Origin of the sequence: Achromobacter sp. EB05, assembly GCF_044232075.1 — a bacterium.
Lineage (GTDB): Bacteria > Pseudomonadota > Gammaproteobacteria > Burkholderiales > Burkholderiaceae_B > Achromobacter > Achromobacter dolens.
The window spans coordinates 382,860-407,091 of the sequence record NZ_CP155917.1; the positions used below are offsets into that span (position 1 = coordinate 382,860).

Below are 24,232 nucleotides of genomic sequence, written 5' to 3' on the forward strand. Positions count from 1 at the left end.
CAACAAAAAGCCCGGTCCAGGTTACTGGTTCCGGGCTTGGCTCTGTGTTCTACACAGTATCGGCGCTGGGAGGCGGGGACGCGTCCAGGGCCGGGAAGGGAATCATCGCCACCCGGAAGACAAACGCCACCAGCGCCACGAGGCGCCGAGCATTTGGTTCTGGATGGAAACGTTCATCAGGTGATAGCGGTTCGATAGTCAGGTATGCCGTCAAGGGCGCGGACCCCGGCTTCAGGCCTGGGCTTTCGCGGCGTTCTGGTTCTGATTCCAGAGCTCCACCCACTGGGCGGCGTTGACGAGCGTGTCCACTATACCATCGACATCGAGCTCGCGCACGTCACGGCCTTCGTTGTAACCGTAAGGCACCACCAGCACCTGGGTGCCGGCGCTGCGGCCGGCCTGGGCGTCGTTGATGGAATCGCCGATGGTGACGGCCTCGGCCACCGTCACGCCCAGCAGCTCGCAGGCGTGCAGCACCTGGTCGGGGTCGGGCTTGCGGCGGGCGCAGGTGTCGCCGCACACCACCGCGTCGAAGAACCCGGCCAGGCCGGTGCGTTGCAGCAGCGGCAGGGTGAATTCGGTGGGCTTGTTGGTGACCACGGCCAGTTTCAGGCCCTGGTCGCGCATGTGCTTGAGCCCTTCCATGACGCCCGGGTAGACCTGGGCGCGTTCGCCGTTGACCAGGTGATAGTGGCGGTAGAAGGCCTCGCGCGCCCGGGCGAAGTCCTCGGGCGAGGGGTCGGCGGCGTCCAGGCTGCCGGCCAGGCTGCGGCGCACCAGATTGTCCACCCCCTTGCCGACGAAGGTGGCCACGACATCCTCGCGCAGCGCGATCATGCCGAGTTCCACGCGCATGGCGTTGGCCGCGAAGGCCAGGTCGGGGATGGAGTCGAGCAGGGTGCCGTCCAGGTCCAGCAGCGCGGCGCGGAAGGGAGTCATGGCGGGGTTCCTCAGACGGCGGTGGTTTCGCCGATGGCGATCTGCTCGCGCATGGACTTGATGATGCCGGGGTAGTCGGGCTTGCCGAAGATGGCCGAGCCGGCCACGAAGGTGTCGGCGCCGGCGCGGCGGATTTCGGCGATGTTGTCGATCTTCACGCCGCCGTCCACCTGCAGCACGATTTCGTGGCCGCCAGCCTGGGTCCAGGCGTCGATGCGGGCGCGGGCCTCGCGCAGCTTGGTCAGCGCGCCGGGGATGAAGCTCTGGCCGCCGAAGCCGGGGTTGACCGACATGATCAGCACCAGGTCGACCTTGTCCATGACGTGGTCCAGGTACGACAGGGGCGTGGCGGGGTTGAACACCAGGCCGGCCTTACAGCCGTTCTCGCGGATCAGCGACAGGGTGCGGTCGACGTGGCGGCTGGCTTCCGGGTGGAAGCTGATGTAGTTGGCGCCGGCCTTGGCGAACATCGGCACCAGGGCGTCCACCGGCTCGACCATGAGGTGCACGTCGATCGGCACGGAAACATGGGGACGGATCGCCGCGCAGACCATCGGGCCGATGGTCAGGTTGGGCACGTAGTGATTGTCCATCACATCGAAATGGATCCAGTCGGCGCCGGCGGCGACCACGTCACGCACTTCCTCGCCCAGGCGGGCGAAGTCGGCGGACAGGATGCTGGGGGTGATGCGGGTGGTGGTAGACATGGTGTTCGGGGTGGGTGAAGGCATAATGTGCCATTATTGCAGCTTGCTCGTGCCACACAGGAAAGGACTGTGAAACCCTACGACCTGAGCGTCTCTGTCACTCCGCGCTTCGTGCCTGAACAGTCCGATCCCGGCGAGCAGCAATTCGTGTTCGCCTATACCGTGCGCATCACCAACACCGGGGAACATCCGGCCCAGGTGATCAGCCGCCACTGGATTATCACCGATGGCAACCAGCGCGTGCAGGAAGTGCGCGGGCTGGGCGTCGTGGGCCAGCAGCCCCTGCTGGCGCCCGGCGAGACCTTCGAGTACACCAGCGGCTGTCCCCTGCCCACGCCGGTCGGGACGATGCGCGGCACCTACCATTGCGTCGGCGAGAACGGCATCCCGTTCGAAGTGCCGATATCCGAATTCGTCCTGGCCATGCCGCGCACGCTGCACTGACGGGGCGCGGTCATACGTTGTACGGTTTTCCATCTGCTCATGAAGCGCATTCTTAGCCTGTCCGTGCTGTCGGTCCTGCTGGCGGCATGTACCACCCCTTCCGAGATTCCGCCCGAATCCGGCGAACCCGGCGCGTCCGGCGCCCGCCCGGCCTCCGTCGACGGCCCGCTGGTGGTGCCGGCGCTGTCGTCCCTTCCCGATACGCCGCCGCGCGCCCTGGCCGGCAAGTACAAGGCCGGCACCTGGGCCGAGATGCCGGGCTGGACCAATGACGATCTGGCGCAGATCTGGCCCCTGTTTCTGCGCAATTGCAAGGGGCTGATGCGCCCGACCAGCGGCAACCTGGCCGCGCCGGCGCGCGCCACACCGCGCGCCTGGCAGCCGGTGTGCGCCGCGGCGGCTGATCCTTCGCGGGCGCCGGCCGCCAACGACCCCGAGGGCGTGCGCCGCTTCCTGCAGACCTACCTGCAACCCTGGCGCCTGAACGCCGCCGACGGCAAGCCGGCCACCAACACCGTCACCGGCTATTACGAGCCGCTGGTGCGCGGTTCGCGCCGCCAGGGCGGCAACTACCAATGGCCCCTGTACGCGGTGCCGGCCGACCTGCTGACCATCGACCTGGGGTCGGTCTATCCGGAACTGGCCGGCAAGCGCGTGCGCGGCAAGCTCGACGGCAAGCGCGTGGTGCCCTATGACACCCGCGCGGCCATCGAGTCGACCGGCCGCCGCCCGCCGGTGGTGGTGTGGGTCGACGACCCGGTCGACAACTTCTTCCTGCAGGTGCAGGGCTCGGGCCGCGTGCTGCTGACCGACGGCCCCGACAGCGGCAAGACCATCCGCGTGGCCTACGCCGACCATAACGGCCAGCCCTACGTGTCCATCGGCCGCTGGCTGGCGGACCGCGGCGAGCTGTCGGCCGACCAGGCCTCGATGCAGAACATCCGCGCGTGGGCGCAGCGCAATCCCAAGCGCGTGCCCGAGATGCTCAACGCCAACCCGGCGGTGGTGTTCTTCCGCGAAGAGCCGGTGATCGACCCCGAACTCGGCCCCAAGGGCGCCTATGGCGTCAACCTGGCGCCGAAACGCGCGATCGCGGTGGACGCCGGCTTCGTGCCGCTGGGCACGCCGGTGTTCCTGGCCACCACCTTCCCGGCCTCCGACCGGCCGTTGCAGCGCCTGGTGTTCGCGCAGGACACCGGCACCGCCATCCGCGGCGCGGCGCGCGCCGACTTCTACTGGGGCTACGGCGACGAGGCCGGCCAGCAGGCCGGGCGCATGAAGCAGCGCGGCCAGATGTGGCTGCTGTGGCCGAAACAGGCCGGGGAGCCGAGCGCAAGATGACACACCAGATCGTGGTTTGCGGGGCCGGCATCGTCGGCCTGTCCTCGGCCCTGGCGCTGGCCCGCCGCGGCCAGCGCGTGGCCCTGCTGGCGCCGCGCATGAGCGTGCCGCCGGCCGATCCCAACCATTACCACGCGCGCGTCTACGCCATTTCGCCCGCGAGCCAGCGTTTCCTGGCCGAGCTGGGCGTGTGGGACGCGCTGCCGTCGGCCCGCCTGACGCCGGTGCAGGCCATGGAGATCCATGGCGACGCCGATGGCCTGGTACACCTGAATGCCTGGCAGGCGGCCTTGCCGCAACTGGCCTGGATCGTCGAGTCCGGCGAGATCGAGCGGGTGCTGATCCAGGCCGTGCGCATGTTCGGCATCCCCTGGCTGGAAGACCGCTGCACCGGCTACCAGGCTGGCACGGTGGAAACCGAGAGCGGCGCCCGCATCCAGGCCGAATTGTTCGTCGGCGCCGATGGCGCCGCTTCGCCGCTGCGCACCGCCGCCGGCCTCAAGCACGACGCCGTGTCCTACCACGACACCGGGCTGGTGGTGAACCTGGACGCCGAGCGCGCCCACCAGGGCACCGCCTTCCAGTGGTTCCGCGACGACGGCGTGCTGGCGCTGCTGCCGCTGCCGGACACGGCCGACGGCCCGCAGGTGTCGATGGTCTGGTCGATGCGCGACGCGCAGGCCCGGGAATTGCTGGCGCTGCCGGCCGAGGAGCAGGCCGCGCGGCTCGAATCGATGCTGGAACACGCGGCGCAGGGCCGCCTGGGCCGCCTGAAGGTGCGCAGCACGCTGCACGGTTTCCCGCTGACGCTGGAGCGCGCCCAGATGGTGGCGCCCGGCATCGCGCTGGCCGGCGACGCGGCGCATCGCCTGCACCCGCTGGCCGGGCAGGGCCTGAACCTGGGCCTGGGCGACGTCGAGGCGCTGGCCCGCACCGTGGCCGGACGCGAACCCTACCGCCAGGCCGGCGACCTGCGCGTGCTGCACCGTTACCAGCGCGCCCGCGCCGAGCCGGTGCTGGCGTTGCGGCTGGCCACCGACGGCTTGCACAAGCTGTTCGGCTCGCGCGCCACGTCGCTGGTGTGGCTGCGCAATGCCGGCATGCACTGGGTCGAGCGCGCGCCGCTGGTCAAGCGGCGCCTGATCGCCGGCGCATCGACGAATTAGGGACCGGTCCCCGGGGGGCGGAACCCGCCCGCGGCGGGCGTGTCTGATTCCCTGAAGGCCGGCCCGGGCCGGGCGCCGGATCGGTTACGCTTTCGGCCATCGAAGGCGAGACGTCACAAATACAGGAGTCCCCATGAATTTCCGTTTTTCCGCCGTGCTGGCGGCCTGCTTCATGGCCGCCGGGCTGGGCCTGTCGGCCGGCGCCCAGGCGCAGGCCAGCGGCGACAAGTCCGTCTCCACCAATTCGGTCGGCAAGGCGGACAAGGGCGGCAAGAGCTATTCCACCACCCAGGTGGCGCCGGCGGACCCCGTGGCGGACGCGGTCAAGGAACGTTTCAAGCAGCGCTTCACCGGCATGGACGTGACCGCCGTGCGCCGCACGCCCTACGGCCTGTTCGAGGTGCAGTTGGGCATGGATCTGCTGTACACCGATGAAAAGGTGACCTGGGTCATGGAAGGGCCGTTGATCGACGCCATGACGCGCCGCGACGTCACCCGCGAGGCGCAGGAAAAGCTCGGCTCCATCCCGTTCGACCAATTGCCGCTGGACCTGGCCATCAAGCAGGTCAAGGGCGACGGCTCGCGCAAGGTCGCCATTTTCGAAGACCCCAACTGCGGCTACTGCAAGCAGTTGCGCAAGACGCTCGAGGACGTCGACAACCTCACCGTCTATACCTTCCTGTACCCGATCCTGTCGCCGGACTCGAACACCAAGGTGCGCGACGTCTGGTGCGCGCCGGACCCGGGCAAGGCCTGGGACGACTGGATGCTGCGCGGCCAGAAGCCGGCCACCGCCAATTGCAGCGTGCCCGAGGACAAGCTGCTGGCGCTGGGCAAGCAACTGATGGTGCGCGGCACCCCCACCTTGTTCTTCGCCGACGGCACGCGCATCAGCGGCGCGCTGCCGCTGGACCAGCTCAAGGCACGACTGAACTGACCGGCGCGGGTCGCGTCGGCCGGGCGGCTGGCGCGGCGAGCGCCACGCCACCCGGAGACAGACTTGAAAATCGCAATACTCGACGATTACCACGACGTTGCCAAACGCTACGCGGACTGGGGTTCCCTGAGCGGCGACGCCGAAGTGCGGATCTTCAACAACTTCATCCCCGACGAGCAGGTCGAGGCCACGCTCGAACCCTTCGACGTGATCGTGGCCATGCGCGAGCGCACGCCGTTCCCGGCCGACCGCATCCGCGCGCTGCCCAACCTGCGCCTGCTGGTCACCACCGGCATGCGCAACAACGCCATCGACATGCCGGCCTGCGCCGCGCAGGGCATCGTGGTCAGTGGCGCGCCTGGCAGCGCCGACGCCAACACCGCCACCGCCGAACTGGCGTGGGCCCACATCCTGGGCCTGTTCAAGCACCTGCCCGCCGAAGACGCCGCCATGCGCCGCGGCATGTGGCAGACCGGCATGCCCGAGCCGCTGGCCGGCAAGCGCCTGGGCGTGCTGGGACTGGGCAAGTTGGGCGCGGCGGTGGCCAAGGTGGGCCTTGCGTTCGGCATGGACGTGGTGGCCTGGAGCCCCAACCTGACCGACGAGCGCGCCGCCGAGGCGGGCGTCACGCGGGTGGACAAGCACGAACTGTTCGCCACCTCCGACGTGGTCAGCCTGCACCTGATCCTGTCCGACCGCAGCCGCCACATCGTCGACGCCGCGGCGCTGGCCGCGATGAAGCCTACGGCCTACCTGGTGAACACCTCGCGCGCCGGGCTGGTGGACCAGGAAGCCCTGATGGACGCGCTGGTGAAGTTCCGCATCGCCGGCGCCGGCCTGGACGTGTATCCGGAAGAGCCGCTATCGCCCACCGACAGCGTGCGCGACCTGGACAACGTCATCCTGACGCCGCACCTGGGCTACGTCAGCCGCGAGAACTTCGAGGCCTTCTACCGCAACGCGCTGGAGGCCGTGACGGCCTGGCGCGCCGGCCAGCCGGTGCGGGTGTTGAACGGCTGAGCCGCCAGGGGAAAGGCGACCCCCACGCCGCGCCTTCGGCTTGCTGCCCCCCGAGGGGGCGCCTTTCATCTTGAGGCGGCTCGGCGATGAAAAGGCCCCGGCGCTTCGTCCCACGCGGGTCGGAAGATCGGGGCCTTTTGCTGTCCGCGCCGGGCGCGGACGGGGGTGTTCAATTGCGGGTGAACACCACTTTCTTTTCGACGATGCCAGCCGCGTCGGGCGTGGCGGGCGTATCGCCACAGGCTTCGTCCGCCTCATCCGACGGATCGATCGCGTCGAAGGCGGTGTCGCCGTTGGCGTCCGGCACGCCGGTCGGCTTGAGGCCGACGAAGTCGAACAGGTCGCGGTCCATCAGGTGCGACGGCACCACGCGCGACAGCGCGTTGAAGACGTTCCACGAGCGGCCCGGGTGCTGCTTGTCCCACTCCTTGATCATGCGGCCGACTTCCTTGCGCTTCAGGTTTTCCTGGGAGCCGCACAGGTTGCACGGAATGATCGGGAACTGCTTGAGTTCGGCGTAGGCGATCAGGTCGGTTTCCGGCACGTAGGCGAGCGGGCGGATGACGGTGTGGCGGCCGTCGTCGGACACCAGCTTGGGCGGCATGCCCTTGGCCTTGCCGCCGTAGAACAGGTTCAGGAAGAACGTGCCCAGGATGTCGTCGCGGTGATGGCCGAGCGCGATCTTGGTGGCGCCCAGTTCCGAGGCCACGCGGTACAGGATGCCGCGGCGCAGGCGCGAACAGAGCGAGCACATTGTCTTGCCTTCTTCGAGCACGCGCGTGACGATGGAATAGGTATCCTGCGTCTCGATGTGGAACGGCACGCCCAGTTCGGTCAGGTAGCGCGGCAGGATGTCGGCCGGAAAGCCGGGTTGCTTCTGGTCCAGGTTGACCGCGATCAGTTCGAACCGGAACGGCGCGCGCTTTTGCAACTGGAGCAGGATGTCCAGCATGGCGTAGGAGTCCTTGCCGCCCGACAGGCACACCATGACGCGGTCGCCCGCCTCGATCATGTTGTAGTCGGAGAGGGCGCGGGTGGTCTCGCGCGCCAGGCGCTTGGTGAGCTTGTTGCCTTCGTGGCGGGCCTTCTTGTCGTCGGGGCCGGCCACGGAGACGGCGCGGGTCGGCGCCGCCGCGTCAGGAGAGTCCGCCACGGCGCGGATGTCGGGGGAGGCGATATCGTTCATGGTCAACGCGAGATCTGGATTTCCACGCCCACCGCCGCACAGTCGGAGAAGGCCATGGGCTTGCTGATGCGCAGGCGCAGCGAGCGGATTTCATGGAAGTCGGCCAACAGGCGCGCGGCGACTTGTTCCACCAGGGTTTCGATCAGGTTCACGTGCGCCTGGGTGCATTCCTCGACGATGGCCTCGCGCAGGCGGCGATAGTCCAGCACGCTGTGGATATCGTGGTCGTCGACCGCGCGCTGGATGTCGACGTCGAACTCGGCATCGACGTGCAGCGGCTGGGTGGCGCGGCGTTCATGTTCGAGGATGCCGATGCGGGCGTCGAGCGCGAGCCCGGATAGGATGATGCGGCGAGTGGGCATGATGAAAACCTGGGTGGAATCCCGGAATTGTAAGGCGGCGGCGGACCGGGCCGGCGCGCTGGCTACAATTCGGCCATGGCCGGACGCCCGCGTGGGGGCGGCGACGGCAAACAAGGGATGAAATGCAACAGATGCACGATGCGGTCATTGTAGGCGGCGGCCCGGCCGGCGCCTCCTGCGCCCTCTGGCTGGCCCGGCTGGGCCTGGCGCCGTTGCTGGTCGAGGCAAGCGGCCGCCTGGGCGGCCTGGCCGTGGACAACCCCTTCGCCGACGACTGGATCGCGGTGCTGCCCGGCATGACCGGCCAGCAGGTGGCCGCCAATATCGATACCAGCGTGCGCGCCGCCGGCGTTCCGCTGCGCCTGGACACCCGGGTGACGGCGGTGCGGCCCTACAAGGGCGGCATCGAGGCGACCCTTTCCGACGCCAATGGGGACGTATCGCTGGCGCGCGGCCGCACCCTGGTGATCGCCTCGGGCGTGCGCGCCAAAGGCTTTCCGGAACATCCGCCGGGCTCGCAGTGGCCGGGGGTGCTGATCGGGCCGGGTTCGCCGATCGTGGCGCAGGATTACTCCGGCCTGTCGGTGGCGGTGCTGGGGGGCGGCGACAACGCCTTCGAGAACTACGTCTATGTGCGCAACCGCGGCGCCCGCGCCGTGCACCTGTACGCCCGCAGCGTGCGCGCCCAGCAGCAGTGGGTGCTGCGCGCCGGCAAGGAAGGCGTGCGCATCGGTCCGTACCAGGTCGATCCGGCCACCCGCAGCGTCGACGGCCAGCGCTACGACCTGATCCTGGTGTTCTACGGCTGGGAGCCGCAGGCCGCGTTCGCCGACGGCCTGCAACTGGCGCGCGACGCGCGTGGCTACATCCGCACCGATTTCGCCACCGCCGAGACCAGCGTGCCGGACATCTACGCCATCGGCGAGGTGGCTCACCGCATGCATCCCTGCGTGGTCACGTCGATGGCGGACGGCGTGGTGGCGGCCAAGGCGATCCAGCGGCGCTGGGAACGCGCCGGGGAATAACGCCGGGGCCGTTGTGCGGCGCCGCTGACATCAGGCCCGTCGACGCCGCCATCGCGTCGCCGAATGTCCGACCCTGCAAACGGCCGGCATCGGGCGACGCGCCCGGGCCTCAGCGCGCCAGCAGGAATCCCAGCACCGCGTCGCGGAATTCATCCGGCCGCTCGATGTTGGACAGGTGCACCGCCTCCAACAGCAGCCACTGCGCGCCCGGCACGGTCGCGGCGATCTGTTCGCCATGGCTGGCGGCCGTGACGGTGTCGTCGCGGCCCGCGATCACCAGCGTCGGCCGCGGAATCAGCGCGATGGTGCGGCGCAGGTCGGCGTCGCGCACCGCGGCGAACGCGCCCGCCAGGCCTTGCGGATCGGTGTTCAGCAGCATGTCGCGGTAGGTGTCGATGACCGGCCCGCCGGCGCGCAGCATCGACGCCGGGAACCAGTTCGCCAGGAACGTCTCGGCGGCCTGTGTCATGTCCGGCGCCCGCAGCGTGGTGGCGATGCGTTCATCCCACTGCGGCGCGGGGCCGAGATAGGGCGAGGTGTTGGCCAGGATCAGGCGGTCGATGCGCTCGGGCGCATGCACGCCCAGCCATTGCCCGATGATGCCGCCCAGCGACAGGCCGAGGAAGTGGGCGCGCGTCACGTCCAGCGCATCGAACAGCTCCAGCACGTCGCGGCCGAGCCGGTCCAGCGAGTAGGCGCCGGCAGGCACGCTGGAATTGCCATGCCCGCGGGTATCGAAGCGCAGCACGCGGAAATGCCGCGCCAGCGCCGGCACCAGGTCGTCCCACATGTGCAGCGTGGTGCCGATGGAGTTGGACAAGGCCAGCAGCGGCAGGCCGGCATCGCCGTCCCAGCGGTAGGCGATGCGGGCGCCGTCGCCCGTGGTGATGAAAGTCGTGTCGGCAGGCATGATGAGCGTCCTGTTCATGAAGGAGATGCGAGGCCTGGAGCGGATGTCGCGCTCATCTGCCGGGCCGGGCAACGGGGTAGTCGTTGAAGACATCGTAGTTGCCGCCCGCCCTGAAAGAAATTACAAAGATCGCACAGTCACTGTAGGAAAACCTGACATGAGCGAGTTCACCCTGCACGACCTGCAGTGCTTTGACGCGGTGGTGCGGGCCGGCGGCTTCCAGGCCGCCGCCGAGACCCTGCACCGCTCGCACCCGGCGGTATTCGCCGCCGTGGCCAAGCTGGAACGCCAATTGGACCTGGCGCTGCTGGACCGCAGCGGCTACCGGGTGCGGCCCACCGCCGCGGGGCATTCGTTCCATCTGCGCGCGCAGGGCCTGCTGCGCGAACTGGCCGGCCTGCGCGCCCACGCCGAACAACTGGCGATGGGCCAGGAAAGCGAGTTGAACGTGGTGATTGGCGACTTCTGTCCACGTCCGCTGCTGCTGGGACTGTTGGGCCAGTTCTTCGCGCAATGGCCGGCCACGCGCCTGAACCTGCACTTCGAGGCCGTGACCGGGCCGTGGGAACGGCTGCTGGACGGCGATGCCGACCTGATCCTGCACCGCGTGGAGCCGGGCGAGGCGCGCGTCGAATGCCTGGAACTGGGCAGCGTGCCATTCGTGCCGGTGGCCGCACCCGGCTATCTGCCGTCGGCCCCGCGCGCGTTGCGGCCCGAGCACCTGCGCGACTACACCCAATGCGTCATGCGCGACACCGCCCGCCACACGCCGGCGCGCGATTACTTCATGGTGGAGGGGGCGCGTCAGTGCACCGTGGCCGACCAACTGATGAAGAAGGAGATCATCCTGCAGGGCCTGGGCTGGGGCCACATGCCGCGCTTCCTGGTGGAAGACGAGTTGCGCGATGGCCGCCTGCGGTCGCTGGCCAATCGTCACCTGCCCGGCAGCACCGAGACGTTGGCGGCCGCGCGCCGCGCCGACCGGCCGCAGGGACCGGTCATGACGCGCTTGTGGGACACGTTGCGCGCGCACGCGCCCGCCATTCGACAGGCTGTGTCGCCGGTAAAAAAGCGCAAGCCCTGATCCCGCATCCGAAAGCCGCTTGCCCTGCCTGTCGCGCAGGTGGCGGCCACGCCGCTCAGTACTTGCCGGTCAGCAGTTCGCCGGCGTCGGGCACGCGCGTTTCCAGGTCCAGCACCTTGAGCATGCGATAGACCGTGGCCGCGGCGGCCGTCACCACCGGCAGGCCCAGGCGGTCCTGCACCGGCTGGATCGACGCCAGCGACGGCATCTGCACGCAGGCCGACAGCACCACCGCGTCGACGCCGCGCGTATCCAGGCGTTCGACATGGCTGGCGGGCGCCAGCGGGTCCTGCGCGCCCACCTTCAGGTTGTCGGCGATCTCCAGCGACAGGCTGTCGTGCACCTCGATGCCTTCGTGTTCGATGTAGTCCACCACCAGCTTGGTCAGCGGCTTCATGTAGGGCGTCAGGATGGCGACCTTGCGCGCGCCGATGGCGTGCAGGCCCTCGACCAGCGCGCCGGCGCTGGAGACGATGGGCGCGGGCGCGCCGTTGTCCACGGTGGCCTGGTGCAGCCGTTCCTGCGAGGCGCGGTGGTAGCCCAGGCCCTGCGCCATGATGGCCACCAGGCAGGCGTAGCCCAGCACGTCGACGCGCGCGTCCGACAGTTCCTGCGCGCAGCGGTCGGATTCGCGGTCCATCGAGGCCAGCTCGGCCGCCGTCACCTGCTTCATGCGCATGCGGCTGGAATGGAAGGTGAAGCGTTCGGGCGCGATGGTCTCGCGCCGGCGCAGCATGGCGGGGATCTCCGTTTCCATGGTGGTGTTGGAACTGGGAACGATCTGGCCGATGCGCAGGACGCGGGGCGACTGGGTCATGGCGGGTCTCCGGTAAGCGTTGTCAGCGCCCGGGAGGGCGCGAGAAGCCGATTCTGCTCGCCGCGAACGATAGTTTCCAATATAGTTTTTGTCTGGTTTCATATCTTTCGCAAATCATTGGCCGCCATGGAAATCCGCCAACTCCGTTATTTCGCCGTGCTGGCCGAAGAACTCAACTTCACCCGCGCCGCTGCCCGGCTGCACATTTCGCAGCCGCCGCTGAGCCTGCAGATCGCCCAGCTCGAGCGCGAGCTGGAGGTCCGGCTGTTCGACCGCACCAACCGGCGGGTGACGCTGACCGAGGCCGGCGCCGCGTTCCTGAACGACGTGCGCGCCACGCTCGCCGGCCTCAAGGACGCCACGGTGCGGGCGCGCGCCGTCGACCAGGGCAGGGCGGGGCGGGTCGAGATCGGCCTGTCCGGCTCGCACTTCCTGGGGCCGGTGCCGGCGCTGATCGCGCGCCATGCGCAGACCCACCCGCAGGTGTCGGTGCTGCTCAATGAAATGAATCCCGCCGCGCAGTTGGACGCGGTGCGCGGCCACCGGATCGACGTCAGCATCTCGCGCACCGCCGTGGACGACGACGAACTGCAATCGCTGGCGCTGTGGCCCGATCCGGTGGTGGCGGCCCTGCCGCCCGGGCACCGCCTGGCCGGGCGCAAGCGCCTGGCGTTGGACGACCTCAGGCAGGACGCTTTCGTGATGCTGCGCACCGAGACCTCGGCCTTCGCCCGCGAGCTGGCCGATACCTGCGCCCGCGCCGGCCTGGCGCAGTCGGTGGCGCAGCGCGTGGCCGAAGTGCCGGCGCAACTGGCGCTGGTGGCGGCCGGGCTGGGCGTGGCCCTGGTGCCGGGCTCGGCGTGCGGCCATTTCGGCGCGCGCATCGCGGTGTGCGCGCTGCCGGCCGCGGTCGGCAGCGGCACGGTCTACGCAGTCACGCGGCGCGACGACGGCAACCGCGCGCTGCAGGCGTTCCTGCGCACGGCGGGACAGATCGCGGCGCGCCCGCCGCGCTGAGACGCGCGCTCTTTTGCGCAGGCGAAGCCGCTCCTCCAGATTCCGGAATAGGCATTTCGCGGCATCGCGGCCACACTCTCCCGCACAAGTTGATTCGCACCAGGATCGCGCAGGGAGACAAGCATGCCGCACCCGCAACGCTGGCTGGCCGCCAGCGCGCTGTCGCTCGCCATGGCGGGTCCCGCCCTGGCGGCGTGGCCCGAACGGCCCATCACCCTCATCGTGCCGGCTTCGCCCGGCGGCACCACCGACATCGCGGCGCGCCTGATCGCCGACAAGCTGGCCGCGAAGCTGGGCCAGCAGGTTATCGTGGAGAACCGCGCCGGCGCCGCCGGCATCATCGGCGCGCAGACCCTGGCGCGCGCCAAGCCTGACGGCTACACGGTGCTGATGGGCAACATCGGCCCCAACGCCATCAACTACGCGCTCTACAAGACGCTGCCCTACAAGCCGGCCGACTTCGCGCCGGTGACGCTGGTGATTTCCGTGCCCAACGTGCTGGTGGTCAACGAGGCCTCGCCCGCGCACAGCGTGGCCGACCTGCTGGCGCTGGCTCGCAAGGACCCGGGCAAGGTGTCGTTCGGCAGTTCGGGCAGCGGCCAGTCGCCGCACCTGTCGGCCGAGCTGTTCAAGCAGCGCGCCGGCATCGGCGGCACGCACGTGCCCTACAAGGGCGCGGGCCCCGCGGTGGCGGCGCTGCTGGGCCAGCAGTTCACCTTCATGATCGACAACCTCCCCAGCTCCATGCCCTACATCCAGTCGGGCAAGCTGCGCGCGCTGGCCGTCACCAGCGCGCGGCGCCTGGCGGAATTGCCCGACGTGCCGACGATGGCCGAGGCCGGCGTGCCCGACATGGTGGTCACCGCCTGGTTCGGCTTGGTGGCGCCGGCCGGCACGCCCGCCACCGTCATCGACACGCTTTATGCCGCCACCCGCGACGTGGTGCGCAGCCCCGACATCGCCGAGCGCTTTCGTGCCATGGGCGGGCAGGCCGGCGGCAACACGCCAACCGAGTTCGCCGCCTTCATCGACCAGGAACGCACGCGCTGGAAACAGATCGTGGACGCCGCGGGCATCGCGCAGGAGCAATAAGTGATCGACAAGATTCAGGCTTGCATGAGGGATGCCGTGGCCGTCATTCCCGACGGCGCCAGCGTGCTGGTGGGGGGCTTCGGCGAGGCCGGCGTGCCGTACGAACTGCTGCACTGCCTGGCCGAGCTGGGCCGGCGCGACCTGACCCTCATCGCGAACAACGCCGGCACCCACGACCGCGGCATCGCCGCGCTGCTCAATCGCCGCCAGGTGCGCAAGATCATCTGCTCGCATCCGCGCCCGCCCAATTCAGAAGCGTTCGCCCGCGCCTTCCGCGCCGGCGAGGTGGAGCTGGAATGCGTGCCGCAGGGTACCCTGGCCGAACGCCTGCGCGCGGCCGGCGCGGGCCTGGGGCCGTTCTACACGCCCACCGGCTACGGCACCGAGCTGGCGCAAGGCCGCCGCCAGGAGGTGATCGACGGCGTCGGCTACGTGCTGGAGCAGCCGCTGCGCGGCGACTACGCACTGATCCGCGCGCACCAGGGCGACCGCTGGGGCAACCTGATGTACCGCCACGCCGCGCGCAATTTCAATCCCGTGATGTGCATGGCCGCCGGCCACGCCATCGCCCAGGTCGACGAGGTCGTGCCGCTGGGCGCCTTCGCGCCCGAGTACATCATGACGCCCGGCCTGTTCGTGAAAACCGTGGTGCGGGTGGAGACCTGACATGCCGACGATCACCCCTATGACCCGCCAGCAGGTCGCGCAACTGCTGGCCGGCGATATCCCCGACGGTTCGGTCGTCAACCTCGGCATCGGCATGCCGACCCTGGTGGGCGACTACCTGCCGCCCGACAAGGACATCCTCTTGCATAGCGAGAACGGCATCACCGGCATGGGGCCGGCCGCGGCTGGAGACGCCATCGATCCGGACCTCATCAACGCCAGCCGCCAGCCCATCACGCTGCTGCCGGGCGCCTCCATCACCGAACACACCGTGTCGTTCGCCATGATGCGCGGCGGCCATCTCGACTACGCCGTGCTCGGCGCCTTCCAGGTCTCGGAACGCGGCGACCTGGCCAACTGGAAGACCGACGCCGCCGACGCCATTCCGGCCGTCGGCGGCGCCATGGACCTGGCGGTCGGCGCGCGCCAGGTGCTGGCCATGATGGAACACCGCGGCCGCGACGGCGCGCCCAAGATCCTGCGCCAATGCCGCTACCCACTGACCGGCGCGCGCGTCGTCACACGTATCTATACCGACCTGGCCGTGATCGACGTTACGCCCGACGGCCTGCGCGTGCACGCCATGCTGCGGGGCGTCAGCGCCGACGATCTGCAGGCCGCCACCGAAGCGCCCTTGCGGTTTACCGACACGCCATCGGTCATCGCGCTCGATGCCGCCGGCGCGCCGCGCTACGTCAGGGGCTGACGCAACCCGCCCTGTCCGAGCCATCCCGGAGTCCGCCATGCACCGTCCCGTCCTAGCCGTCCTGGCAACCGCCAGCCTGTTGTTTGCCGCGGCGACCACCGTCCGCGCACAGCCCGCGGCGGCAGCACCCGCCGGCGCCTATCCCGACAAGCCGATTACGCTGCTGATCCCGTACCCGCCCAGCGGCAGCGCCGACATGCTGGCCCGCCCGCTCGGCGCGGCCTTGCAGAAGAAGTGGAACCAGCCCGTGGTGCTGGAGTACAAGCCGGGCGCCGGCGGTGCCATCGCCTCTTCGCAACTGGCGCGTGCCAAACCGGACGGCTACACCCTGCTGATGGTCCTGGCCGCCCACGCCATCAATCCCAGCCTCTACCCCTCGCTGCCCTACGACACCCGGCGCGACTTCGCCCCGGTCTCGCTGGTCGCGACCCTGCCCATGCTGGTCTCGGCCCCGCTGTCCACGCCAGCGAACAACATCCCTGAACTCATCGCCTACGCCAGGCAGCATCCCGGCAAGCTCAGCTTCGCCTCCGCCGGCAACGGCAACACCAGCCACCTGGCCGCCGAGATCTTCAAGCACCGCACCGGCGCCGACATGCTGCACGTCCCCTACAAAGGCAGCGGCCCCGCCGTCGTCGCCCTGTTGTGCGGCGAGGTCTCCCTGATGTTCGACAGCATCTCCACCTCGCTGCCCCAGGTCCAGTCCGGCAAGCTCAAGGCCCTGGCCGTCACCGGCGAACACCGCTCCCCCTTGCTGCCCAACGTCCCCACCGTCGCCGAAGCCGTCCCCGGCTTCGTCGTCAACGGCTGGTACGGCATCCTGGCCCCCGCCAACACGCCACCCGCCATCCTCGACACCCTCAGCAGCGCCATCGCCGCCGCCATCAACACCCCCGACCTGAAGGCCCAGCTAAACAGCTACGGCTACGAGACCGTAGGCTCCACCCCCGCCGTCTTCGCCGACCACATCAACAAGGAACTCGACACCTGGAAACAAGCCGTCGAAGTCTCCGGCGCGAAGTTGAACTGACCCGGCAGGGCGCTTCGCGCCCACCGTGTGCAACCGGAAAAGTCACTGTAGGTTCAAGCGAGACAGCCCCCTCAAGACCCGCATACCCGAGAAAACGCTCGCGCAAGACGCAAATCCTCGCATACGCGACAGCGCCCTCATCGCGACGCAAGACACCGCGTAAGCCGCAAAAGGCCGCCCGCGCGGCCGCTTTGCGGCGGGCCCCGCAAGACCCTCCCACCCCACACCTAGACGGCAAAAACGCCAAGCAAACAGCCCACCCCAGCAACGGCCGTTAAGTCTCAACGCGAGCGTGTGGCGGGGCAGGCGGGGGAGGGCGGGGCGTGTAGATGCGCCCAAGGGAAACCGAAGGGAGCCGAAGGCGTACGAGGTTGACGCAGGGGCAGTCCGGAGCGAAGGCTCCGGACCGCAATCGTAGCCCCGTCCTCCCCCGCCTGCCCCGCCACACGCGCCTAAAGAACCCCACGGCCCCAATGCAAAAAGAGCCTTCCAATAAAGAAGGCCCTCAAAAAAATACTCACCCAACCGACAACACACAATCCAGCGCCTCAGGCCCATTCAAACGAACCTGAAACACCCGCAACTCATCCCGCCTGAACACATGCACGTCCACGCGATCCCCCACCCGATACTGCCCCAGCAACACTTCGACGCCCGCGGCCCCTTCGACCTTCAAGCCATCGATCGCCACCAGCACATCCCCGGCAGACAACCCGCCCTTATGTCCCGCGCCGCCCTCCAGCACCGTCGCCAGCATCAGTGAATCCCCCTGCTTGCGCGTGCGCACATCCAGCGAAGGAATATTGACCGAGGCTTTCCATTGCAGCTTGACGCCTTGAGCGGCCAGCAGCTCCGCCAGCGGCACATCCGCCGTCCCGTAGGCATGCCGTGCGATGAAGCGCCGCGCATCCACGCCGGTCGCCTCCTTGATCAGCGCCGGCAGGCCATCCTCTGCCAGCCCCTGCGCCTTGCCGCGATAGAAATCGCGCCCGTACCGCTGCCACAGCAGGCGCATCACATCGTCCAGCGAATGCGCGCCCGCCGACTCTTGCCGGATCAGCAGATCCAGCCCCAGCGCCACCAGCGCGCCCTTGGTGTAATAACTCACCAGCGCATTGGGCGAATTCTCGTCCTGCTTGTAATAGCGCGTCCACGCGTCGAACGAACTTTCCGCCACCGACTGCTTGTGCCGCCCCGGCGTGCGCGCCACGCTGGTGATGGTCTTGGCCAGCAGGCGCAGGTAATCGTTCTGCGTGATGACGTTGGAGCGCAGCAGCAGCAGATCGTCGTAGTAGGACGTGAACCCCTCGAACACCCACAACAGCCGCGTCAGGTCCGGCTGCGCCAGGTCGTACGGCACGAACGCCTGCGGCTTGATGCGCTTGACGTTCCAGGTATGGAAATACTCGTGGCTGACCAGCCCCAGGAAGCCGCGATAGCCTTCGCCCTGGCCCTGCTGGCCCAGCACCGGCAGGTCCTTGCGCGCCGTCATCAGCGCCGTGCTGGCGCGGTGTTCCAGGCCGCCGTAGCCGTCGCCCGTCACCATCGTCATGAAGACATAGCGGTCGCTGCTGTCCAGGAACGGCGCGCGCTTGCCGCGCGGTTCGAAAAAGGCGATCTGGGTTTCGCAGATCCTGCGCACGTCGTCGGTGATGCGGGCCAGGTCCAGGTTGGGCGCCACGCCCGTGAACACCAGTTCGTGCTCGGCGCCATGCGCCGTGAAGCTCGCCACCTGCGGCGTGCCCATTTCAACGGGATGATCGATCAGCGCGTCGTAGTCCGGCGCCAGGTACAGGCCGAAGCCATGGCGGCGCGCCGCGCCCGTGTGGCCGCGGGCCTCGGGCAGGCTGGTGTAGACCTTCCAGCCGTCGATGCCGCGCGGCGGCGCCAGGTCCACCAGGCAGGGCAGGTGGTCCTGTCCATGCACGCGCAGGAACACGCTGGTGCCGTTGAAGAAACCGTGGGTTTCGTCCAGGTGCGCGCCGCGCACCGACAGGTCCCAGGCGTAAACCGTGTACTCGACCCGCAGCGGGCCGTCGCAGGGCGCGGCCTGCCAGGTGTGATTGTCTATTTTGTCGACAGCCACGCGGCGATTGCCGCAATGGGCCGTCAGCGACTCGATCTGGCGCGAAAAATCGCGGATCAGGTAGCTGCCCGGAATCCAGGCCGGCAGCGACAGGCGCTGGCCGTCCGGCGCGGGCGCCTGGATGGTTAGGGTTATCCGGTAGCGGTGCCCCGCGGGGTCGTGGGGCGCGAGGCGGTAAAGTATGGGGAAAGCATCGGTTTTTTCCATGCGTATATCTTATTTCATCCCATCCTCTGGAGACAGGTAATGAGCGAGTCGTTTGTGCTGGTCGAAACCCGCGGCCGCGTCGGTCTGCTGACGCTGAACCGCCCCAAGGCGCTCAACGCGCTCAACGATCAACTGATGAACGAGCTCGGGGCGGCGCTGCTGGCTTTCGAGGCGGATGCGGACATCGGCGCGGTCGTCATCACCGGCAGCGAAAAGGCCTTTGCCGCGGGCGCCGACATCGGCGCCATGAAAGACTGGTCGTACATGGATGTGTACGGCAGCGAATACATCACCCGCAACTGGGAAACCCTCAAGCGCATCCGCAAGCCCGTGATCGCCGCGGTCGCCGGCTACGCGCTCGGCGGCGGCTGCGAACTGGCCATGATGTGCGACATCATCATCGCCGCCGACACGGCCAAGTTCGGCCAGCCCGAGATCAAGCTGGGCGTCATTCCCGGAGCCGGCGGCACCCAGCGCCTGCCGCGTGCGGTGGGCAAGGCCAAGGCCATGGACATGGCCCTGACCGCCCGCATGATGGGCGCCGAGGAAGCCGAGCGCGCCGGCCTGGTGTCGCGCGTGGTGCCGGCCGACAAGCTGATGGACGAAGCCCTGGAGGCCGCCACCGTGATCGCCTCGATGTCGCTGCCCTCGGTCATGATGGCCAAGGAATGCGTCAACCGCGCCTTCGAAGGTTCGCTCAACGAAGGCCTGCTGTTCGAGCGCCGCGTGTTCCATTCCCTGTTCGCCACCGAGGACCAGAAGGAGGGCATGGCCGCCTTCACCGAAAAGCGCAAACCGGACTTCAAACACCGTTAAGCCTTGTTACGCCGGCCCGGCTGCGCCCGGGCCGGGTATCCCGGGCGCGTGGCCCCCGACGTCCGGCCCTGTTTTCCCGTGCGCGCCCTTTCCGGGCGCGTTTTTCATGCCTGCGCGATCGGGTTGGCGCGTTGCGCCTTGAAACTTTTGGACAGCACCTTGTTGCAGTGATCGGCCCTATCCTGAAAAGGCGTCACTCTGAAAACGGGATGTCGCGCCAGAGAGGCTTGCCCGAACTGGTAAGCCCCAAGCGCGGCGGCTCGTCTGCAAACAATAGCAACAAGGAGCCTTGCATGCGTACTTCCCCCTTCAACCGCCGGTGGTCAGCCGCCGTGCTCGCGGGCGCCCTCAGCGCCTGCTTCATGACCGCTACGCAAGCGCAATCGCCGCAGCCGACGCTGCGGCTGGTATCGGAAACGCCGTATCCCGCCGCCAACGCGCCCGCGCCGCAGATGAGCGCGCAGGAACTGCGCGACATCGCGATCGACGCCTATGTCTACGCCTATCCGATGGTGGTGATGGAGCTGGCGCGCCGCAAGGCCACTGCGGTGCAGTCGCCGCTCGAAGGCAAGGCGCCCGTCAACCAGTTCGGCCACAAGGCCGCCTTCCCCGATCCGCGCGCCGCCGACACGCCGTGGCCCAGCGCCGACGCGCTGTATTCGAGCCTGTGGTTCGATGTCTCGCGCGCACCGCTGATCGTGCGCCTGCCCGACACCGGCAACCGCTACACCGTGCTCTCGGCGCTGGATATGTGGAGCGACGTGTTCGCCTCGCGCGGCACGCGCACCAATGGCCAGGGCGCGCAATCGTTCGCCATCGTCGGTCCCCATTGGGAAGGCGTGCCGCCGCCGGGCGTGGACGTGATCCGCAGCCCCACCTCGACAGGCTGGCTGATCGGCTGGACCCAGACCGGCGGTCCGCAGGACTACGCCGCGGTCAACCAGATCCAGGCCAACATGTCGGCCAGCCCCATGGTGACGCCGGTGGCGCCGGCGCCCGGCCGCCATCGCGGTCCTGGCAGCGCCACGCCGTATCCGCAGACAGGTCCGGGCGTAGGCACGGCCCCGATCGGCAGCGACGTGCCGATGCCAATGTCCACCCCGGTGACGGTGGGCGAGGGCACGCCGGCCGAGCAGGCCGCGGGCCTGGATGCGGCGTCGTTCTTCACGCTGTTCTTCGACGTCATGCGCAACAATCCGCCGCATGCCAACGACACGCCGATTCTGGACCGCATGCGCCGCATCGGTCTGGACGCCCGCCAACCGTTCTCGTATGGCCGCTTGAGTCCCGCGGTGCAACAGGCGCTGACCGAGGCGCAGCCGCTGGCCGGCCGCCGCATCGCCGATGGCGTGTCGCGCCTGGCCACGCCGATGAACGGCTGGAACACCGTGCTCACCGGCATCGGCACCTATGGCACCGACTACACGCGCCGCGCCGCCATCGCCTATGCCGGCCTGGGCGCGCCGACCGCCGAGGACGTGCTTTATCCGGTCACGGTGGCCGACAGCAAGGGTCGCCCGCTCAACTCGAACGAGGACTACGTGCTGCATTTCGAGAAGGGCCAGTTGCCGCCGGCCAACGCCTTCTGGTCGCTGCATGTCTATAACGACAAGCACGGCTTCGCCGACAACCCGGCCAACCGCTATGCGCTGCGCAGCACCGACGGCCTGAAGTACAACGCCGACGGCTCCCTGGATATCTACATCCAGCGCCGCGATCCGGGCGAGCGCAAGCGCGCCAACTGGTTGGCGACGCCCGCCGCCGACGGCCAGTTCCTGCTGAGCATGCGCCTGTACTGGCCGCAGGATGTCGCGCTCGACGGGCAGTGGGCGCCGCCGCCGGTCAAGCGCGACTGACCGATCCGACGCGGCGCGGCTTTCGCCGCCGAGACGCGAACAACGGCCCCGCGAGGGGCCGTTTTTATTTGCTCGCCCGAGGTCCGCGCGACCCTTGGCGCATGCAAGGGCGCTCCGATTTCGCGTCCCCAATTTTTCACGCCGCGGGCGGCTCGGCGGATGCTGTTGCCGCCTTACAAACCGCCGAAAGTTCATTTGCTCGGGTAAAAAGAATCACGCTATACTCTGCGGGTTTGACGCTTGCGGGATAAGAACACATGGCAGGGATTTCGCCAGGGTTCTGACAGGGGCAAGGCTTGCGGGATGAGGCTTTAAGCGGGGAAGTTTGATGCAGCAGAACACAGTGCGGCACGAACCTGCGCGCGGTTGGGATGAGAAAACCCGGGATGCATCCTGTGGGTTGAATCAGCCCCTTGCGCAACAGGGCGAGGCACGCCAGGTTCTGGCGGATCAGGATCCGGTGGACCGGGTGCTGGTTCTCAGCGACGCGGACCGCGCGGCGCTGAATGCGCAGGCTGGCCGCGGACTCTTGTTGGCACTGGCGGCGCAAGGCGCCATGGGGCTCGCAGCAGCAGTAATAGCGGGGTTTGTCGGAGGGGCGGCGGCAGGTTGGTCGGCGCTGGCGGGGGCTGGAGCGTATTTCATACCCAATGCGTTGTTCGCATTGCGCCTGGCTGTCAGTGTTCGGGCCGGTAAGGCCAGTCCCTTTACCTTTCTCTCTGGTGAGTTGATCAAGTTGTTCGCAACGGCGTTGCTGTTGTGGCTGCTTTCGCGTGTGGCGCAGGACAGTCTCGTCTGGCCCGCCGCGCTGCTGGGCTTGATACTCACGCTGAAGGGATATCTCCTGCTTTTGATGTTCCGCAAGTTGTCATAGCGCGCCGGGTAGGTAACGGCAAACGGAATCGTGGAATCGTCCGGCTCGCAAGGGCTCGGGCATACAGCAAATAGGGTAGGATTCAAATGGCTGCTGCCAGCGACGTGTCGCCTCAGTCCGCTTATATTCAGCACCACCTGGTGCACCTGAACAATACGGGCGAAAAACAGACTGCAATTGCTCAGTTTGACATCATCAACTACGACTCGTTGTTCTGGTCCGGCCTGACGGGCCTGATCGTCATCTTCTTCCTGTGGCGCGCCGCCCGCCGCGCGACCGCCGGCGTTCCGGGCCGCTTCCAGGCCTTCGTGGAAATGATCGTCGACATGGTCGACGACCAGGCCAAGGGCATCGTCCACAATGCCAAGAGCCGCCTCTTCATCGCTCCGCTCGCCCTCACCGTGTTCCTCTGGATCATCCTGATGAACGCGCTGGACCTGCTGCCCGTTGACCTGATGCCGTCGATCTGGCGCCTGACCGGCCTGGGCGCGCACCACGGCGACCCCCTCTACTACCACCGCGTGCTGCCGACCGCCGACCTGAACGTGCCGATGGGCATGTCGCTGGGCGTGCTGCTGCTGATGTTCTACTACGGCATCAAGATCAAGCACCCGGGCGGCTTCGTCAAGGAACTGTTCACCGCGCCGTTCCATGCGCATGGCCTGGGCGCGCTCGTCCTGGCGCCGTTCAACCTGCTGCTGAACCTGATCGAATACGCCGCCAAGTCCGTGTCGCTGGGCATGCGGTTGTTCGGCAACATGTTCGCCGGCGAATTGATTTTCATGCTGATCGCCCTGCTGGGCGGTGCCTGGACCGGTTTCAACGGCGCCAGCATCGGCTTGGGAATCGGCCACGTGCTGGCCGGCTCGATCTGGGCCATCTTCCACATCCTGATCGTGTTGCTCCAGGCCTTCATCTTCATGATGCTGACCCTGGTGTACCTCGGCCAGGCGCACGAAGGCCACTGATCCCCCGAATTTCCGGCGTCGGCCTCCGGGCCGGCGCTGGATAGCAAGATCCTCTTGCATTGAGCAGTACCCCAATCTTTTATTTTTTTGACTTCAGATTTCTAACCAAGGAGTTGTCATGACCAACGTCGCTTTCGTTGCTCTCGCTTGCGGTCTTATCATCGGTCTGGGCGCTATCGGCGCTTGCATCGGCATCGCACTGATGGGCGGCAAATACCTGGAAGCTTCGGCTCGTCAGCCTGAACTGATGAACGCTCTGCAAACCAAGATGTTCCTGCTGGCTGGCCTGATCGACGCGGCATTCCTGATCGGCGTGGGTATCGCCATGCTGTTCGCCTTCGCCAACCCGTTCGTCGGCTAAGGCACGCCCGCCGGCGAAAAGGCGGGTCATGACGCTGGCGGCGATGCGGGCCTGAGCCCCGTCGCCGACCGGCAAAGTATCGAGTGCTCCGCGTTGCCCGTCCCGGGCGCCGTCGGAGCCGCAAGGTGTTAAAGGAACGACCGTGAATCTGAACGCGACGATCATTTTCCAGATGCTCGTGTTCTTCGTTCTGGGCTGGTTCACGATGAAATTCGTGTGGCCTCCTCTGACGAAGGCGATGGACGAGCGCCGCCAAAAAATCGCCGACGGCCTTGCCGCCGCGGAGAAGGGCAAGGCCGATCTGGCCCAGGCCCAGGCGCGTGTCAGTCTGATCGAGGCTTCTGCCAAGTCCGAAAACCACGCCCGCATCATCGAGGCCGAGAAGCAAGCCGCCTCCCTGATCGAGCAGGCCCGCCGTGAAGCGGAAGCCGAGCGTGCCCGCATCGTGGCGCAAGCTGCACAGGATGCCGCGCAGGAAGTCCAGCGCGCCCGTGATTCGCTGCGCGACGACGTCGCCGCGCTGGCCGTCAAGGGTGCTGAACAGATCCTCAAGCGCGAGGTTGACGCCCGCGCCCACGCCGAGCTGCTGAACCAGCTCCGCGCGCAGCTTTAATC

The 24,232-nt window shown here is 68.1% G+C and carries 25 protein-coding genes; 18 read left to right on the forward strand and 7 right to left on the reverse strand.

Annotation, left to right across the window (positions count from 1 at the left end):
- Positions 1-231 precede the first annotated feature (231 nt).
- Positions 232-939: a phosphoglycolate phosphatase gene (locus AAID08_RS01795; protein ID WP_026385137.1), complete on the reverse strand. Its 708-nt coding sequence runs from the start codon at positions 937-939 to the stop codon at positions 232-234.
- Positions 940-950: 11 nt separating this feature from the next.
- Positions 951-1,670, reverse strand: coding sequence for a ribulose-phosphate 3-epimerase (gene rpe, locus AAID08_RS01800; protein ID WP_049070804.1), 720 nt, complete (start codon positions 1,668-1,670; stop codon positions 951-953).
- A gap of 45 nt (positions 1,671-1,715) precedes the next feature.
- Here rpe and apaG point away from each other — a divergent pair, with 45 nt between their 5' ends.
- The 5 genes from apaG to AAID08_RS01825 all read left to right on the forward strand — a co-directional run bounded on the left by apaG (position 1,716) and on the right by AAID08_RS01825 (position 6,554).
- Positions 1,716-2,090, forward strand: coding sequence for a Co2+/Mg2+ efflux protein ApaG (gene apaG / locus AAID08_RS01805; protein ID WP_054503625.1), 375 nt, complete (start codon positions 1,716-1,718; stop codon positions 2,088-2,090).
- A gap of 39 nt (positions 2,091-2,129) precedes the next feature.
- Positions 2,130-3,431, forward strand: a complete 1,302-nt coding sequence (locus tag AAID08_RS01810) for a murein transglycosylase A (RefSeq protein ID WP_054503624.1) — start codon at positions 2,130-2,132, stop codon at positions 3,429-3,431.
- Entirely contained in the window at positions 3,428-4,597 is a 1,170-nt protein-coding gene (locus AAID08_RS01815; protein WP_395757299.1) for a UbiH/UbiF family hydroxylase, read from the forward strand. The genes AAID08_RS01810 and AAID08_RS01815 overlap by 4 nt, the downstream gene beginning before the upstream one ends.
- Before the next feature lie 133 nt (positions 4,598-4,730).
- On the forward strand, positions 4,731-5,534 hold the full coding sequence (locus tag AAID08_RS01820; RefSeq protein WP_049070812.1) for a DsbC family protein: 804 nt from the start codon (positions 4,731-4,733) through the stop codon (positions 5,532-5,534).
- Between the two features lie 63 nt (positions 5,535-5,597).
- Complete coding sequence (locus AAID08_RS01825; RefSeq protein WP_395757300.1) at positions 5,598-6,554, forward strand: D-2-hydroxyacid dehydrogenase family protein; 957 nt, start codon at positions 5,598-5,600, stop codon at positions 6,552-6,554.
- A gap of 169 nt (positions 6,555-6,723) precedes the next feature.
- Here AAID08_RS01825 and ttcA read toward each other — a convergent pair whose 3' ends face one another.
- Both ttcA and folB read right to left on the reverse strand, forming a co-directional pair.
- Complete coding sequence (gene ttcA, locus AAID08_RS01830) at positions 6,724-7,740, reverse strand: tRNA 2-thiocytidine(32) synthetase TtcA (RefSeq protein ID WP_395757301.1); 1,017 nt, start codon at positions 7,738-7,740, stop codon at positions 6,724-6,726.
- 2 nt (positions 7,741-7,742) lie between these two features.
- Positions 7,743-8,102, reverse strand: coding sequence for a dihydroneopterin aldolase (gene folB, locus AAID08_RS01835; RefSeq protein WP_006386740.1), 360 nt, complete (start codon positions 8,100-8,102; stop codon positions 7,743-7,745).
- Between the two features lie 122 nt (positions 8,103-8,224).
- Between folB and AAID08_RS01840 the strand changes: the two genes are divergently transcribed.
- The gene (locus AAID08_RS01840) at positions 8,225-9,127 is read left to right on the forward strand and encodes an NAD(P)/FAD-dependent oxidoreductase (RefSeq protein WP_336236073.1); all 903 of its coding nucleotides are present in this window, start codon (positions 8,225-8,227) and stop codon (positions 9,125-9,127) included.
- Positions 9,128-9,236: 109 nt separating this feature from the next.
- On the opposite strand, the gene pcaD is transcribed toward AAID08_RS01840, so the two are convergent.
- Positions 9,237-10,037, reverse strand: a complete 801-nt coding sequence (pcaD, locus tag AAID08_RS01845; protein ID WP_395757302.1) for a 3-oxoadipate enol-lactonase — start codon at positions 10,035-10,037, stop codon at positions 9,237-9,239.
- Positions 10,038-10,194: 157 nt separating this feature from the next.
- Between pcaD and AAID08_RS01850 the strand changes: the two genes are divergently transcribed.
- Positions 10,195-11,121 (forward strand): LysR family transcriptional regulator, encoded by a 927-nt coding sequence (locus AAID08_RS01850; protein WP_395757303.1) that lies wholly within the window; start codon positions 10,195-10,197, stop codon positions 11,119-11,121.
- Between the two features lie 55 nt (positions 11,122-11,176).
- On the opposite strand, the gene AAID08_RS01855 is transcribed toward AAID08_RS01850, so the two are convergent.
- A complete protein-coding gene (locus tag AAID08_RS01855) occupies positions 11,177-11,938 on the reverse strand; it encodes an aspartate/glutamate racemase family protein (RefSeq protein WP_049070818.1) in 762 nt (253 codons plus the stop codon).
- A gap of 126 nt (positions 11,939-12,064) precedes the next feature.
- Here AAID08_RS01855 and AAID08_RS01860 point away from each other — a divergent pair, with 126 nt between their 5' ends.
- From AAID08_RS01860 to AAID08_RS01880, 5 genes are all read left to right on the forward strand, one after another.
- Positions 12,065-12,955: a LysR substrate-binding domain-containing protein gene (locus AAID08_RS01860; RefSeq protein WP_175143697.1), complete on the forward strand. Its 891-nt coding sequence runs from the start codon at positions 12,065-12,067 to the stop codon at positions 12,953-12,955.
- A gap of 123 nt (positions 12,956-13,078) precedes the next feature.
- A complete protein-coding gene (locus AAID08_RS01865) occupies positions 13,079-14,047 on the forward strand; it encodes a tripartite tricarboxylate transporter substrate binding protein (protein ID WP_336236071.1) in 969 nt (322 codons plus the stop codon).
- The gene (locus tag AAID08_RS01870; RefSeq protein WP_116792733.1) at positions 14,048-14,713 is read left to right on the forward strand and encodes a 3-oxoacid CoA-transferase subunit A; all 666 of its coding nucleotides are present in this window, start codon (positions 14,048-14,050) and stop codon (positions 14,711-14,713) included. It abuts the gene before it with no gap.
- Position 14,714: 1 nt separating this feature from the next.
- Positions 14,715-15,419, forward strand: coding sequence for a 3-oxoacid CoA-transferase subunit B (locus AAID08_RS01875; RefSeq protein ID WP_054503616.1), 705 nt, complete (start codon positions 14,715-14,717; stop codon positions 15,417-15,419).
- 37 nt (positions 15,420-15,456) lie between these two features.
- Positions 15,457-16,449: a tripartite tricarboxylate transporter substrate binding protein gene (locus tag AAID08_RS01880; RefSeq protein WP_395757304.1), complete on the forward strand. Its 993-nt coding sequence runs from the start codon at positions 15,457-15,459 to the stop codon at positions 16,447-16,449.
- A 517-nt stretch (positions 16,450-16,966) separates the two neighbouring features.
- Here AAID08_RS01880 and AAID08_RS01885 read toward each other — a convergent pair.
- Positions 16,967-18,742 carry a M61 family metallopeptidase gene (locus AAID08_RS01885; RefSeq protein ID WP_395757305.1) on the reverse strand — a complete coding sequence of 592 codons (1,776 nt, stop codon included), beginning with the start codon at positions 18,740-18,742 and terminating at the stop codon, positions 16,967-16,969.
- 39 nt (positions 18,743-18,781) lie between these two features.
- Here AAID08_RS01885 and AAID08_RS01890 point away from each other — a divergent pair, with 39 nt between their 5' ends.
- From AAID08_RS01890 to AAID08_RS01915, 6 genes are all read left to right on the forward strand, one after another.
- Positions 18,782-19,558 (forward strand): enoyl-CoA hydratase, encoded by a 777-nt coding sequence (locus AAID08_RS01890; protein WP_049070829.1) that lies wholly within the window; start codon positions 18,782-18,784, stop codon positions 19,556-19,558.
- A gap of 293 nt (positions 19,559-19,851) precedes the next feature.
- Positions 19,852-21,414, forward strand: a complete 1,563-nt coding sequence (locus tag AAID08_RS01895; protein ID WP_269874357.1) for a DUF1254 domain-containing protein — start codon at positions 19,852-19,854, stop codon at positions 21,412-21,414.
- A 460-nt stretch (positions 21,415-21,874) separates the two neighbouring features.
- The gene (locus tag AAID08_RS01900; protein WP_054503772.1) at positions 21,875-22,288 is read left to right on the forward strand and encodes an ATP synthase subunit I; all 414 of its coding nucleotides are present in this window, start codon (positions 21,875-21,877) and stop codon (positions 22,286-22,288) included.
- An 86-nt stretch (positions 22,289-22,374) separates the two neighbouring features.
- Positions 22,375-23,256 carry a F0F1 ATP synthase subunit A gene (gene atpB / locus AAID08_RS01905; RefSeq protein ID WP_006386764.1) on the forward strand — a complete coding sequence of 294 codons (882 nt, stop codon included), beginning with the start codon at positions 22,375-22,377 and terminating at the stop codon, positions 23,254-23,256.
- 118 nt (positions 23,257-23,374) lie between these two features.
- A complete protein-coding gene (gene atpE / locus AAID08_RS01910; RefSeq protein ID WP_003815363.1) occupies positions 23,375-23,617 on the forward strand; it encodes a F0F1 ATP synthase subunit C in 243 nt (80 codons plus the stop codon).
- Between the two features lie 142 nt (positions 23,618-23,759).
- The gene (locus AAID08_RS01915) at positions 23,760-24,230 is read left to right on the forward strand and encodes a F0F1 ATP synthase subunit B (protein ID WP_006227275.1); all 471 of its coding nucleotides are present in this window, start codon (positions 23,760-23,762) and stop codon (positions 24,228-24,230) included.
- Positions 24,231-24,232 lie beyond the last annotated feature (2 nt).

Coding starts and splice junctions, on each gene's coding strand:
- AAID08_RS01795 (WP_026385137.1), bottom strand. CDS start 939: ATGACTCCCTTCCGCGCCGCGCTGCTGGACCTGGACGGCACCCTGCTC.
- rpe (WP_049070804.1), bottom strand. CDS start 1,670: ATGCCTTCACCCACCCCGAACACCATGTCTACCACCACCCGCATCACC.
- AAID08_RS01810 (WP_054503624.1), top strand. CDS start 2,130: ATGAAGCGCATTCTTAGCCTGTCCGTGCTGTCGGTCCTGCTGGCGGCA.
- AAID08_RS01815 (WP_395757299.1), top strand. CDS start 3,428: ATGACACACCAGATCGTGGTTTGCGGGGCCGGCATCGTCGGCCTGTCC.
- AAID08_RS01820 (WP_049070812.1), top strand. CDS start 4,731: ATGAATTTCCGTTTTTCCGCCGTGCTGGCGGCCTGCTTCATGGCCGCC.
- ttcA (WP_395757301.1), bottom strand. CDS start 7,740: ATGAACGATATCGCCTCCCCCGACATCCGCGCCGTGGCGGACTCTCCT.
- folB (WP_006386740.1), bottom strand. CDS start 8,102: ATGCCCACTCGCCGCATCATCCTATCCGGGCTCGCGCTCGACGCCCGC.
- AAID08_RS01840 (WP_336236073.1), top strand. CDS start 8,225: ATGCAACAGATGCACGATGCGGTCATTGTAGGCGGCGGCCCGGCCGGC.
- pcaD (WP_395757302.1), bottom strand. CDS start 10,037: ATGCCTGCCGACACGACTTTCATCACCACGGGCGACGGCGCCCGCATC.
- AAID08_RS01850 (WP_395757303.1), top strand. CDS start 10,195: ATGAGCGAGTTCACCCTGCACGACCTGCAGTGCTTTGACGCGGTGGTG.
- AAID08_RS01855 (WP_049070818.1), bottom strand. CDS start 11,938: ATGACCCAGTCGCCCCGCGTCCTGCGCATCGGCCAGATCGTTCCCAGT.
- AAID08_RS01860 (WP_175143697.1), top strand. CDS start 12,065: ATGGAAATCCGCCAACTCCGTTATTTCGCCGTGCTGGCCGAAGAACTC.
- AAID08_RS01865 (WP_336236071.1), top strand. CDS start 13,079: ATGCCGCACCCGCAACGCTGGCTGGCCGCCAGCGCGCTGTCGCTCGCC.
- AAID08_RS01875 (WP_054503616.1), top strand. CDS start 14,715: ATGCCGACGATCACCCCTATGACCCGCCAGCAGGTCGCGCAACTGCTG.
- AAID08_RS01880 (WP_395757304.1), top strand. CDS start 15,457: ATGCACCGTCCCGTCCTAGCCGTCCTGGCAACCGCCAGCCTGTTGTTT.
- AAID08_RS01885 (WP_395757305.1), bottom strand. CDS start 18,742: ATGGAAAAAACCGATGCTTTCCCCATACTTTACCGCCTCGCGCCCCAC.
- AAID08_RS01890 (WP_049070829.1), top strand. CDS start 18,782: ATGAGCGAGTCGTTTGTGCTGGTCGAAACCCGCGGCCGCGTCGGTCTG.
- AAID08_RS01895 (WP_269874357.1), top strand. CDS start 19,852: ATGCGTACTTCCCCCTTCAACCGCCGGTGGTCAGCCGCCGTGCTCGCG.
- atpB (WP_006386764.1), top strand. CDS start 22,375: ATGGCTGCTGCCAGCGACGTGTCGCCTCAGTCCGCTTATATTCAGCAC.
- atpE (WP_003815363.1), top strand. CDS start 23,375: ATGACCAACGTCGCTTTCGTTGCTCTCGCTTGCGGTCTTATCATCGGT.